The organism is Morganella sp. TYF_1 (genome assembly GCF_043105645.1).
GTDB classification, from domain to species: domain Bacteria; phylum Pseudomonadota; class Gammaproteobacteria; order Enterobacterales; family Enterobacteriaceae; genus Morganella; species Morganella morganii_B.
The window spans coordinates 242,061-255,503 of record NZ_JBICLU010000018.1 but is presented as its reverse complement, the minus strand read 5'-3'; the positions used below and the strand labels follow the sequence as shown (position 1 = coordinate 255,503).

The 13,443-nt window shown below is 52.6% G+C and carries 9 protein-coding genes; 5 read left to right on the top strand and 4 right to left on the bottom strand.

Annotated elements, in window-relative coordinates:
- Nucleotides 1-312 precede the first annotated feature (312 nt).
- Nucleotides 313-963 (top strand): stringent starvation protein SspA, encoded by a 651-nt coding sequence (sspA, locus tag ACF8OF_RS10385; protein ID WP_025151824.1) that lies wholly within the window; start codon nt 313-315, stop codon nt 961-963.
- A gap of 6 nt (nt 964-969) precedes the next feature.
- Nucleotides 970-1,458 carry a ClpXP protease specificity-enhancing factor gene (gene sspB, locus ACF8OF_RS10380; protein WP_025151823.1) on the top strand — a complete coding sequence of 163 codons (489 nt, stop codon included), beginning with the start codon at nt 970-972 and terminating at the stop codon, nt 1,456-1,458.
- Between the two features lie 58 nt (nt 1,459-1,516).
- On the opposite strand, the gene ACF8OF_RS10375 is transcribed toward sspB, so the two are convergent.
- From ACF8OF_RS10375 to gltB, 4 genes are all read right to left on the bottom strand, one after another.
- Complete coding sequence (locus ACF8OF_RS10375; protein WP_262861001.1) at nt 1,517-2,044, bottom strand: hypothetical protein; 528 nt, start codon at nt 2,042-2,044, stop codon at nt 1,517-1,519.
- Nucleotides 2,007-2,588: a hypothetical protein gene (locus ACF8OF_RS10370; protein WP_392496535.1), complete on the bottom strand. Its 582-nt coding sequence runs from the start codon at nt 2,586-2,588 to the stop codon at nt 2,007-2,009. The genes ACF8OF_RS10375 and ACF8OF_RS10370 overlap by 38 nt, the downstream gene beginning before the upstream one ends.
- A 197-nt stretch (nt 2,589-2,785) precedes the next feature.
- A complete protein-coding gene (locus ACF8OF_RS10365; protein WP_392496534.1) occupies nt 2,786-4,204 on the bottom strand; it encodes an FAD-dependent oxidoreductase in 1,419 nt (472 codons plus the stop codon).
- An 11-nt stretch (nt 4,205-4,215) separates the two neighbouring features.
- Complete coding sequence (gene gltB / locus ACF8OF_RS10360; protein ID WP_392496532.1) at nt 4,216-8,673, bottom strand: glutamate synthase large subunit; 4,458 nt, start codon at nt 8,671-8,673, stop codon at nt 4,216-4,218.
- A 597-nt stretch (nt 8,674-9,270) separates the two neighbouring features.
- On the opposite strand from gltB, the gene arcB reads away from it, so the two are divergent.
- The 3 genes from arcB to mtgA all read left to right on the top strand — a co-directional run bounded on the left by arcB (nt 9,271) and on the right by mtgA (nt 13,222).
- Nucleotides 9,271-11,601 carry an aerobic respiration two-component sensor histidine kinase ArcB gene (arcB, locus tag ACF8OF_RS10355; protein WP_262883841.1) on the top strand — a complete coding sequence of 777 codons (2,331 nt, stop codon included), beginning with the start codon at nt 9,271-9,273 and terminating at the stop codon, nt 11,599-11,601.
- 241 nt (nt 11,602-11,842) lie between these two features.
- Nucleotides 11,843-12,493 (top strand): isoprenoid biosynthesis glyoxalase ElbB, encoded by a 651-nt coding sequence (gene elbB, locus ACF8OF_RS10350; protein WP_262860996.1) that lies wholly within the window; start codon nt 11,843-11,845, stop codon nt 12,491-12,493.
- 6 nt (nt 12,494-12,499) lie between these two features.
- Nucleotides 12,500-13,222, top strand: coding sequence for a monofunctional biosynthetic peptidoglycan transglycosylase (gene mtgA, locus ACF8OF_RS10345; RefSeq protein WP_392496531.1), 723 nt, complete (start codon nt 12,500-12,502; stop codon nt 13,220-13,222).
- The last annotated feature ends 221 nt before the right edge of the window (nt 13,223-13,443 follow it).

The window sequence follows — 13,443 nt, the reverse complement described above, 5'->3', positions numbered from 1 at the left end:
CCGGCGGGTTTTTTTATAACCGTATAACTGCCGCAAATTATCCCGTCATAACCTGTAGTTTCATGTTTATTTCATGAATCTGTCGCTGTTAACCCCCATTTCTGGTGTTTTTGAATGATTTTTTGCCCGGAGTCACCCTAAGTTGGGCAAAATCTGGTAAACTGGCACAAACATTTTCTCGCCCCTGAACACACTGCCGCGCGCCCGGATTGGCTCGCTGTGGTTTTCTTTCCCGGATTCAGTGAGAGATTACAGGTAGGAATGGCGTAGTGCGCTGTTCATTCCTTTATTTTGATAAACTTGGAGGTTTTCATGGCTGTCGCTGCCAACAAACGTTCGGTAATGACTCTGTTCTCCGGCCCGACCGATATTTTCAGCCACCAGGTACGGATTGTACTGGCGGAAAAAGGGGTAAGTTTTGAAATTGAGCATGTCGAAGCAGGCAATCTGCCACAAGACCTGATCGATCTGAACCCATACCAGACGGTACCGACACTCGTGGATCGCGAGCTGACCTTATATGATTCACGTATTATCATGGAATACCTTGATGAGCGTTTCCCGCATCCGCCACTGATGCCTGTTTACCCGGTGATGCGTGCGCAGAGCCGTGTGATGATGCACCGCATCGAGCAGGACTGGTACTCGCTGATGAATAAAATTGAAAAGGGCTCTGCCCAGGAAGCGAACCAGGCCCGCAAACAGTTAACGGAAGAGCTGGTTGCCGTTTCGCCGGTATTCAAAGAATATCCGTATTTTATGAATGAAGAATTCAGCCTGGTGGACTGCTATCTGTCCCCGCTGTTATGGCGTCTGCCGGTACTGGGTATCGACCTGTCCGCACGTCCGTCTTCGGATACCAAACATCTGCAGTTCTACATGCAGCGTGTGTTTGAGCGTGACTCTTTCCTGGCTTCCCTGACGGAAGCTGAGCGTGAGATGCGTTTACAGTCACGGGGTTAATCACTGATGGATATTCAGGAATTAACACCGCGCCGCCCTTATCTGTTGCGGGCACACTATGAGTGGTTACTGGATAATGAGCTGACACCCCATCTGGTGGTGGATGTGAACACCCCCGGTGTCAATGTGCCGATGGAGTATGCTCAGGATGGACAGATTGTCCTGAATATTGCACCGCGTGCTGTGGGCAATCTGGAAATGACCAACGAGTGGGTCGGTTTTAATGCCCGTTTCGGCGGCGTTCCGCGTCAGGTGGATGTGCCGATGGCCGCCATTATTGCGGTCTACGCCCGTGAAAACGGTGCGGGTATGATGTTTGAGCCGGAAGTGGCTTATGAGGCTGCGGAAGACGAAGACATTCTGACCCCGGCTGTGGATAACATCACCCTGATCCACGACGAACCGGCAAAACCGGCGGAAGAAAGCACTGACGGGGATGACCCGGAGCCGCCGAAACCACCGCGTGGCCGTCCGAACTTACGTGTCGTGAAGTAACAACCGATAAATAAAAAAGACCGCTTTCGCGGTCTTTTTTATTGAAATTCTGCGGAGGCTACCGGAGTATCGGGCAGGTAAATGTTTTTGCTTCTTTGTCTGCAATAAACGTCTCAATGCAGGCTATTTTTGTGCGAAGGTGTTGTTTTTCATCTGCGGATAACTGATTAATCTGATTATCCACGGTTTCAGCCGAGCGGTAATAGAGAAGTGTATCCGGTACAACCACGGTATTAAACTCAGTTAAGGCATTGTTCCGGGTTTTTACGTCTTTAAGCATTAATAACCGGGCATCAGCATAATGCACGATAGTGTCAGGTGAAGGATAACGCAGCATCTTTTCACCATACATTTTTCCGGCAGCTGACCAGTTTTTTTTTGCCATTGCGTTGACAGCCGGCGTATTAAATTGCGAAAGCACGGCATCATCAGGTGATATCGCAGCATTTTTCAGGCCATCAAGAACCAGGCCGGGTTGCCGGGCATCAGCCGTATTTTTCAAAACAAGCGTATCAATACCGGCACTGGCAGGTGCAATAAAAAGACTATTAACGAGTAACAGTAACACGACCGACAGTTTTTCCATCTCCGCTCCTGCAACGAATAAGATATTCGTATAATTCTGTCCATTTGGTAGGGTCAACAGTAATACAGCCTAAAGTACCTCTTCCGGGATGTAAATACCGGTCATTATTACCCGGGACTGCATTTCCTGTTCCCAAATAAAACCAATTTTTGGCAAACGGTGATTGTACGGTATATCCCAAACCGCCATCATGCGGGAAATCAGGTATTTGAATATTGTGAATACCCACGGGGATTGGGTTGATATCATCGGTGAAGGCATGTATTTGCCCGTAAGGATATTCCAGTATTTCATTTGAAACAGAAAAACTGAGTGACGCGGCTGATCGGTAATTCGGACTGACCCGTGATAAATACCCCTCTTTAACAGAAAAGTTTTTCCCTTTTTCCACACCTTCTAACGCTGTAAAATAGTCGCGACCATTCTTACTACTGGTCACATCAACTTTTAATGTACCGGGGAGTGCAATAATGTTTTGTGCGGGTTCTCTTTTGACATTAAGCCAGCCATCTGCACCGCCTGTAATATAGCGTAAATCTGCCATTGGATATTTCCTTATGATCCGAAATTCAGATAATACTAACAGCCGGTAATTAAAAATAAATGAGTAGTAATAATTAGACAATAAAACGGTGCCGTCAAATCTGAAACATAAAACCGGATTTCAGGGGACAGACAATAACGGGAAGGGAAATTTTCAGCCTTCCCGTTACCGGGTTTTATAGAAGCGTGGATCCGTTTTTATACATGCAGATAATCCAGAATACTTTCTGCCGCCCGGCGGCCTTCGGCAATGGCGGTAACCACCAGATCCGAACCACGTACCACATCCCCCCCGGCGAAAATGCCGCTGACAGAGGTTTCAAACGGATAGGTTGCCTGTGCCGGGGCGCTGATCCGCCCCTGCTGATCCCGTGTGACACTGAGAGCATCCAGCCACGGCATCGCGTGCGGCCGGAAACCGAACGCGATAATGACCGCATCGGCATCAATAACAAAAGCGGAATTATCATCCGTTTCAATCTGACGGCGGCCGCTGCTGTCCGCATCACCTAACCGTGTGGTGAATACGCGAACACCACATGCAGTGCCGGATGCATCGGTTTCAATGGCGGATGGCTGACAGTTAAAACGGAAATTCACACCTTCCTCTTTCGCGTTTTTTACCTCACGGCGCGAGCCCGGCATATTTTCCTCATCACGGCGGTACACACAGGTCACTTCCGAAGCGCCCTGGCGAACAGCGGTCCGCAGACAGTCCATTGCGGTATCCCCACCGCCGAGCACCACAACGCGTTTATTCTTCAGGTCAATAAACGGGGCTGAATCATCATCGGGCAGTTTCATGACTTTGCGGGTATTACCGATCAGATACGGCAGGGCGCTGTATACGCCCGCAGCGTCTTCATTTTTCAGTCCGCCGCTCATCGGCTGATAAGTGCCCGCACCGATAAATATGGCGTCATATTGCTGCTGTAATTCACTGAGGGTGATATTTTTCCCGACCTCGGTATTCAGCTGAAATTCCACGCCCATTTCGGTGAACAGTTCACGGCGGCGCTGCATAATAGATTTTTCCAGTTTGAACGACGGAATGCCGAACGTGAGAAGCCCGCCGATTTCCGGATGCTTATCAAACACCACCGGGGTTACGCCGTTACGGATCAGAACATCCGCGCAGGCCAGACCGGCAGGACCGGCACCAATCACCGCGACCTTTTTTCCGGTCGGACGGACAGCGGAGAGATCCGGTTTCCAGCCCATCTCAAAGGCTTTATCGGTGATGTAACGTTCAATATTGCCGATAGTGACCGCGCCGAATTCGTCATGCAGGGTGCAGGCACCCTCGCACAACCGGTCCTGCGGACACACCCGGCCGCACACTTCCGGCAGGCTGTTGGTCTGGTGTGACAGCTCTGCGGCCTCAATAATCCGGCCTTCCTCCGCCAGCCGCAGCCAGTTGGGGATATAGTTATGTACCGGGCATTTCCATTCACAGTACGGATTACCGCAGCCGAGGCAGCGGGTCGCCTGCTCTTTCACCTGCGGCGGCGAAAACGGCTCATAAATCTCGATAAATTCGGTTTTACGGAGTGCCAGCGGCAGCTTTTGCGGATCCGTACGCTGTAATTCAATAAACTGATAAACATTGCGGCTCATCTTGATTCCCCTTACTGTACCCGGATCCGTAATTCACTGTCTGACCGGTTGTTTATCCCGGCAAGTGCATGAATATCCGCAGATTTCGGCTTGACGAGGATAAACCGCCCGGCCTGTTCTGTCCATTCTCTGAGAAGTGCGTCTGCTCTGGCGGATCCGGTCAGGCGGCGGTGGTCTTCCAGCATGCCGCGCAGATGTTCCTGCAGAACCGGCAGCCCGCTGATATCGCGGGTTTCCGCCATTTCCGGATTAACACGCCCGGCGGCGGTGCCGTCTTCATCATAGAGATATGCGAATCCGCCGGTCATTCCGGCAGCGAAGTTAATCCCGGTTTTGCCGAGCACACAGACAATCCCGCCGGTCATATATTCACAGCCGTTATCACCGACCCCCTCGACCACCGCGAGAGCGCCGGAGTTACGGACAGCAAAGCGCTCTCCGGCACGGCCTGCGGCATAGAGTTTGCCGCCGGTGGCACCATACAGACAGGTATTACCGGCAATCGTGGTGTCATGAGCGGCAAAGGCGGAGCCGGGATGCGGATGCAGGACAATCTGTCCGCCCGCCATGCCTTTACCAACGTAGTCGTTAGCATCACCCGTGAGCGTCAGTTCAATCCCGGCGGCATTCCAGACGCCGAAACTCTGCCCGGCAGTGCCGGTGAAATGCAGCTTCAGCGGTGAGGCGGCGATCCCGTCGTTGCCGTACAGTTCCGCCACAAAGCCGGAGAGCGCAGCCCCCACCGAGCGGTCGGTATTGTGGATATCGTAATAAAAGGCGCGGGATTGCTGTGTTTGCACGCAGGTACGGGTATCTTCCAGGATGCGGCGGTTCAGTTCACCCTTATCAAACGGCGGATTGGTTTGTGAACAGAACAGAGCAGCACCCTCATGCGGCACCGGGGAGACCAGCAGATCAGACAGATCCAGTTTCTGCTGGCGGGCGGTGGTGCCTTCAATCCGGACCAGCAAATCTGTGCGGCCGATAAGATCAGTCAGTTTTCTCACACCCAGTTGCGCCATCAGCTCACGGGTTTCCTGCGCAATAAAGCGGAAATAGTTCATTACCCGCTCCGGCAGGCCGTGATAGTGATCGCGGCGCAGCGTTTCATCCTGGGTTGCCACGCCGGTGGCGCAGTTATTCAGGTGGCAGATGCGCAGATATTTGCAGCCGAGCGCGACCATCGGTCCGGTGCCGAAACCGAAGCTTTCCGCGCCGAGAATGGCGGCTTTGATGATATCCAGCCCGGTTTTCAGCCCGCCGTCTGTCTGTAAGCGGATTTTATGGCGCAGACCGTTGCTCACCAATGCCTGCTGGGCTTCCGCCAGCCCCAGCTCCCACGGCGTACCCGCGTATTTGACCGAGGTGAGCGGGCTGGCGCCGGTGCCGCCGTCATACCCCGAAATGGTGATGAAATCGGCATAGGCTTTCGCCACACCGGTGGCAATGGTGCCGACGCCCGGCTCCGAGACCAGTTTGACGGAAATCAGTGCGTCCGGGTTGACCTGTTTGAGATCGAAAATCAGCTGAGCCAGATCTTCTATCGAGTAAATATCATGATGCGGCGGCGGAGAAATCAGGGTAACGCCGGGCACCGAATAGCGCAGCGAGGCGATATACGGCGTGACTTTATCACCGGGAAGCTGACCTCCTTCACCGGGTTTCGCGCCTTGTGCCACTTTGATCTGGATAACCCGCGCACTGCGCAGATATCCCGGTGTCACACCAAAGCGACCGGAGGCTACCTGTTTGATTTTAGAGTTTTTTTCCGTACCAAAGCGCGCCGGATCCTCGCCGCCTTCGCCGGAATTGGAACTGCCGCCGAGCCGGTTCATGGCGACAGCCAGTGCTTCATGGGCTTCCGGGCTGAGGGCACCGATAGACATGGCGGCGGTATCAAAGCGGGAAAACAGGGATTCAGCCGATTCAGTTTCATCAATACTGATAGGTTGTGTGTCGGTGCGCAGCGCCAGCAAATCGCGCAGCATAGCCGCCGGACGGCCGTTTACCAGGGCAGCATAGTGCTGGTAATCCGCATAATGTCCGCTATGAACCGCTTTTTGTAATGTTGCGATCACATCCGGGTTATAGGCGTGATATTCACTGTTATGAATGTATTTCAGCAGACCGCCCGCATCGAGCGGTTTGCGCGGCAGCCAGGCGAGACGGGACAGGTTATGCAGATCCTGCTGGAAATCACTGAAATCCGCACCGCCGATCCGGTTCGGCACACCCCGGAAACAGAGTTCCGCCACAGAATCACTCAGGCCGACCGCTTCAAACAGTTTGGCGCAGCGGTATGAGGAGACAGCAGAGATCCCCATTTTGGACATGATTTTATACAGTCCCTTGTTGATGCCGTTGCGGTAGTTGAGTAACACCTGCGCCGGTGAGTGCGTGAGGACGTTATCGCTGCACAGTTTCAGCAGGGATTCACAGGCAAGATAAGGGTAAATGGCGGTAGCGCCGAACCCGAGCAGGACGGCAAAATGGTGCGGGTCACGGGCACCGGCGGTTTCGGCAATAATGTTGGCATCACAGCGCAGGCTCCGGCTGACAAGGCGCTGCTGTACCGCGCCGACAGCCATCGGTGCCGGGATAGGCAGGGTATCCGGGGAAATCTGCCGGTCACTCAGCACCACCAGGACGGCACCGGCGCGGACAGCGGCTTCCGCATTATCACACAGGGTGCGGATTGCCTGCTCCAGTGTGGTTTCCTGCGGATCAAAGCAGAGTGACAGATGTTCCGCGCGGTAATAATCCGGATCGCGGCTCAGCAATTGTTCAAAGTCCGTGTGCATCAGTACCGGCGAGGCCATACTCAGCCGGTGTGCCTGGCCTTCCGCTTCGCAGAAAACATTCATTTCCCGGCCGATGCTGGTGGCGAGCGACATAACGTGGGCTTCCCGCAGCGGATCGACCGGCGGGTTGGTTACCTGGGCAAACTGCTGGCGGAAATAGTCATAAATCAGACGCGGGCGGGTGGAGAGTACCGCAAACGGGGTATCATCCCCCATCGAGCCGACCGCTTCCTGGCCGTTTTCCCCCAGTACACGCAGCACTTGTTCCAGCTCTTCCAGGGTGTACCCGAACTGCTTCTGATAGACCGCCAGTTGTGCATCATCCAGCGCACGCTGCGGCGGCGTTTTATTCATCAGATCCTGATACGGCGTGAGACGCACAACGTTTTTTTCCAGCCACGCTTTGTACGGATGACGGGTTTTGAGATCGTTATCGGTCTCGCGGGTATGCAGGATGCGGCCTTCCTGTGTATCGATCACCAGCAGTTCTCCCGGTCCGACACGGCCTTTTTCAGTGACCTCATCCGGCTGATAATCCCAGATGCCGATTTCAGAGGCGCAGGTGATCAGTTTATCTGTGGTGATCACATAGCGGGCGGGGCGCAGCCCGTTGCGGTCAAGGTTACAGGCGGCATAGCGCCCGTCAGAGATAACAATCCCCGCCGGGCCGTCCCACGGCTCCATATGCATGGAGTTAAAATCAAAAAAGGCGCGCAGATCATCATCCATGTCCGGGTGATTCTGCCAGGCAGGCGGTACCAGCAATCGCATGGCGCGTACCAGATCCATCCCGCCGTTGAGAAACAGTTCCAGCATATTATCCAGTGAGCTGGAATCCGAACCGGTTTCATTCACAAACGGGGCGGCAGTGATGAGATCCGGGATCAGCGGCGTGCGGAATTTATAAGCGCGGGCACGTGCCCATTCGCGGTTACCGGTGATAGTGTTGATTTCGCCATTATGAGCGAGATAGCGGAAAGGCTGTGCCAGCGGCCAGCGCGGAACGGTATTGGTTGAAAAGCGCTGATGAAACAGACAAATAGCAGATTCCATTCTTAAATCGGCCAGATCCGGATAAAAACGCGGCAGATCGGCGGCCATGCACAGGCCTTTATAAATCGTCACCAGATTGGACAGGCTGCAGACATAAAAATCCGGGTCGCTGATGCGTTTTTCAATCCGGCGGCGCGCCATAAACAGGCGGCGTTCCAGATCCCGGGCCCGCCAGCCTGCGGGCGCATTGATAAAAACCTGCTCAATCTGCGGCATACCGGCGAGAGCGATTTCGCCGAGGATTTCCGGTCTGACCGGCACTTTACGCCAGCCTGCGATAAACAGCGTCTCGTCCGCCAGCTCTTCTTCGATAATATCGCGGCAGGCTTGTGCAATGACCGGATCCTGACTGAGAAACAGCATCCCGACTGCATAATTACGCGCCAGCCGCCATTCATTCTCCGCAGCAATCATCTGAAAGAAACGATCGGGTTTTTGTAATAACAAACCGCAGCCATCCCCGGTTTTGCCGTCGGCAAGGATCGCACCGCGATGCTGCATCCGCGCCAGTCCGCTGATGGCGGTACGCACAACTTTGTGGCTGGGGTGTCCTTCGAGGTGGGCAATCAGGCCGAAACCGCAGTTGTCCTTATCCTGTGACGGGTTATAAAGCATAAGTGGCCCCTTTTGCATGTCTCACATTAGGCCGCATTCCTGCGGCGAAGCTGTTTCCGGGCCTCAGTCAGCCCTGCTGACGACAGATATCTCAGCAAAGGGTATTGTGATGTTGTGTATATAATTATTATATCGGTGCTGACCACAGGTGATCCGGAACGTCATTTTTCAACTTACCGGGAAATACGGTGACGGTCAAATATCAGGGGGCTGACAGTATGTGAGCCTGATTTTTGCGATAATTGAATGAAAAAAAACTATTTTCAGGATTTTAATCCGCTGTTTCCGCAACCGGAGTGCCAATTTTTTGTGTGATGCACATCACTGTTTTTTGCGGGTTATTACCGCGCAGCGTGGGCATTTTTATTTATAACCTGATTTTATCTGCTCTGTTTCTGCTAATTTGCAGATAAATGTCGTGTTTTTAATTTTATTCAGATAAAAAAACAGTGCCGGGGGATAATCCGGTCATATTATCCGGCGGAAAATGCGTACAGCGCCGGTGAGTTTGATTTTTTACTTAATCCGCGCCGGAAACGCGGTGATCCGCCAATTTTACGCTATGATACTAATCCTCATTCAGCGGGTGGAGCAGGTATGAAATTGCTACGCGGTTTAGCACAATATTATGTTGATTTACTGATGAAACTGGGCCTGGTCCGGTTTTCGTTATTGCTGGCATCGGGACTGGTGGTACTGGCAATGGTAGTGCAGATTGCTGTCACTATGCTGCTTCAGGGGGAAGTGCAGAGTATTGACCTGGTGCGCTCGGTCTTTTTCGGCCTGCTGATCACGCCGTGGGCGGTCTATTTTATGTCGGTAGTGGTTGAACAGCTTGAGGAGTCCCGCCAGCGCCTGTCCGGGCTGGTCAGTAAACTGGAAGTGATGCGTAAGCGGGATCTTGAGCTCAATGAACAGCTGAAAGAGAACATTACCCAGCTGAATCAGGAAATTACCGAGCGCGAAAAAGTTGAGGATGAACAGGTTGTTCTGCTGGATAAACTGAAGAAAGAGATCAGCCGCCGCGAACAGACCCAGCTTGAGTTTGAACAGCAATCAGTCCTGCTGCGTTCCTTCCTTGATGCCTCGCCCGATCTGGTTTATTACCGCAATGAGAAAAATGAGTTTTCCGGTTGTAACCGCGCCATGGAACTCCTCACCGGGCGCAGCGAAAAACTGCTGCGCGGCCTGACCCCGCGCGATATTTATGACCCCGAAATCGCCGATAAAGTGATGGAAACCGACGAAAAAGTGTTTCGTCATAATGTCTCGCTCACCTATGAACAGTGGCTGGTCTACCCGGACGGGCGCAAAGCCTGCTTTGAGCTGCGCAAAGTGCCGTTCTATGACAGTGTCGGCAAGCGCCACGGCCTGATGGGTTTTGGTCGTGATATCACCGAGCGCAAGCGCTATCAGGAAGCGATTGAAAACGCCAGCCGCGAGAAAACCACCTTTATCTCCACCATCAGCCATGAACTGCGCACACCGCTGAACGGCATTGTCGGGCTGAGCCGCATTCTGCTGGATACGGATCTCAATCCGGAGCAGGAAAATTACCTGAAAACCATTCATGTCAGCGCCGTGACCCTCGGCAATATCTTCAATGACGTGATTGAGATGGACAAACTGGAGCGGCGCAATGTCCGCCTCGATACCCAGCCGGTGAATTTCACTGAATTCATTTCTGATCTGGAAAACCTGTCCGGCCTGCTGGTGCAGCCGAAAGGGTTGCAGTTCACCCTCGATCTGATCCAGCCGGTACCGACCGTGATCATGGCAGACGGCACCCGTCTGCGCCAGATCCTGTGGAATCTTATCGGTAACGGTGTGAAGTTTACCCGCGAAGGCGGCATTACGGTGAAAGTGTGGCGCGAAGCCAATGACATGCTCTGTTTTGAGGTGCGGGATTCCGGCATCGGTATTCCGAAGGATGAACTGGAGAAAATTTTCGCCATGTATTACCAGGTCACGGACAGTGCGGGCGGACGCCCGGCCACCGGCACCGGTATCGGCCTGGCGGTCTCCCGTCGTCTGGCACAGGCAATGGGCGGTGATATCACCGTGACCAGTGAGCCGGGCAAAGGCTCCTGCTTCACGCTGTCGGTCTGCGCACCGGCCCGGGAGGCACCGGAAGAGGAAGATGATGGTGACCTGTTGCCTGCTCTGAATATCCTGCTGGTGGAGGATATCGAGCTGAATGTGGTGGTGGCGCGTTCTGTCCTGGAAAAACTGGGTAACACGGTGGATGTTGCGATGAATGGTCGTGACGCGCTGGCGATGTTCTCGCCGGAGGAGTACGACCTTGTGCTGCTGGATATCCAGCTGCCGGATATGAGCGGGCTGGATATCGCCCGTGAGCTGCATCAGCGTTATCAGGCAGATGAGTTACCGCCGCTGGTGGCACTGACCGCCAATGTGCTGAAGGACAAAAAAGAGTATCTGGATGCCGGGATGGATGACGTACTGAGTAAACCGCTTGCTGTGGGCGCTCTGACGCAGATGATAGCGAAATTCTGGGGGGATGGCAGTGAGGCACTGCCTGCGGAGGAAAGCAGCTCAGCGGCATCTGAGGACGTGTATGCGCAATCACTGGATCTGGAGATGCTGAACCAGTATATCGAACTGGTGGGACCGAAACTGATTGCAGACAGCCTGGATGTATTTGAAAAAATGATGCCGGGCTATCTGGCGATTCTCAATTCCAATATGGTGGCGAAAGATCGCAAAGGCATTGCGGAGGAAGGGCACAAAATCAAAGGCGCGGCCGGGTCTGTCGGGCTTATCCGTCTGCGGCAGGTTGCGCAGCAGATTCAGTCACCGGAACTGCCGGCATGGGATGATAACGTGCAGGAATGGGTCGATGAACTGAATCACGATTGGGAAAGTCAGGTGGGGATTTTAAGAAACTGGCTGGCAAATCGCAGGTAAAAAATAACCCCAACCGAGGTTGGGGTGCGCGAATACTGCGCCAACACCAGGGAAACTGGTTCACCCGCGACAACTATTTATCGTTATTTAGGCGAGTGATGAAATAGGCTCTTACATCATACAGGCTTCAACATAGCAAAGATAAGTATTTTTGTTACAAGATTCATTAAAAACTGTGATGAAGATTGGTGTTTGGGCCTCTAAAGGGTTAAGCATTAATCTACTACAAAAGGAGTCAGATATGAAATCGGTTGGTATCGTTTTAAGCGGATGCGGTGTTTTCGACGGCAGTGAAATCCATGAATCCGTTCTTTCACTGCTCAGTGTAACCCAATCCGGCGCACAGGTGTATTTTTTTGCACCGGATGAACCTCAACGCACTGTTATCAATCACCTTTCCGGTGAGGAAAAGTCAGAAAAACGTAATATGCTGGAAGAGTCTGCACGGATTTCCCGCGGAGAAATCCGTTCGCTGGCTGACGCGGATGCCTCACAGCTGGATGCCCTGATTGTTCCGGGGGGATTTGGGGCGGCAAAAAATCTGTGCGATTTTGCGGTAAAAGGCGCTGACTGTGAAATAGATAAATATTTTTTATTGTTAACGCGTGAGATGTTGTCTCAGGGCAAGCCGATGGGATTTATGTGTATTGCACCGGTAATGATCCCGAAAATCGTTAATTCATCAGTGCAACTTACCATTGGTGATGATTCGGATATTGCGGCTGCGATCGCAAAAATGGGCGGTGTGCATGTCAGTTGCACGGTGGATAATATCGTCGTAGACGAAACCCATAAAATCGTGACAACCCCTGCTTATATGCTGGCTGAGAATATCGCACAGGCTCAGATCGGGATTGATAAACTCGTGAAAAAAGTGCTGGAAATGGCCTGATAAAGGATGAGGAAAATGATGGGGAGGATATTGTGGTTTCTGCGGAAAATAGTTGTTTTTGTTATGTTGTTATGGGTAACAATGATAATTTTATTCGCATTCCTCCCGGTTCCTTACTCCATGGTGATGCTGGAAAGGCAGCTGTCGGCATGGTCAACATTCAATTTTTCTTATGTCGCCCGCAGCACATGGGCGGGCGAAGACGCTATTTCCCCGCAGCTGAAGCTGGCGGTGATTGCATCTGAGGATCAAAATTTCCCGCACCACTACGGTTTTGATTTCGGCGCTATCTCTGATGTACTGTCAAAACGCGGTAAGAAAGGCGGGGCTGCACGCGGTGCATCCACACTGAGCCAGCAGACGGTCAAGAACCTGTTCCTGTGGGATGGGCGCAGCTGGGTACGAAAAGGGCTGGAAACGCTGCTGACACCCGGTATTGAGCTGGTCTGGTCAAAGTCACGGATCCTGACGGTGTATCTCAATATCGCAGAGTTCGGGCCGGGTATTTTTGGTGCGGAAGCGGCGGCGCAGCATTTTTTCGGTAAAAGCGCGAAAAACCTGACGGCTGCTGAGGCCGCATTACTGGCAGCCGTACTGCCAAATCCGCACCGTTTGCATGCGGATAAACCTTCTGCGTATCTTCGTCAGCGCCAGCAGTGGATATTGCATCAGATGCAGTTACTGGGCGGAACCGGGTTCCTGAAGAAAAATAATCTGGCTGACAATTAACCACGGTATAATGAATTTATCTTACGGATTTATTTTTTGCAGAAATCCTAAATAATTATGATAGTCGCTGCGGTTCAGACTGTTTCGGTATAATGTTCTTATTATTTGTTATTTACTGATATATCCTGCACTTTATCTGTTTTCGGGCGGGGGGACAGAAAGCCGGTGCCCGGTACAGGTATAAAAAAACCTGACATTAAGTCAGGTTTCTTATCGGTTTC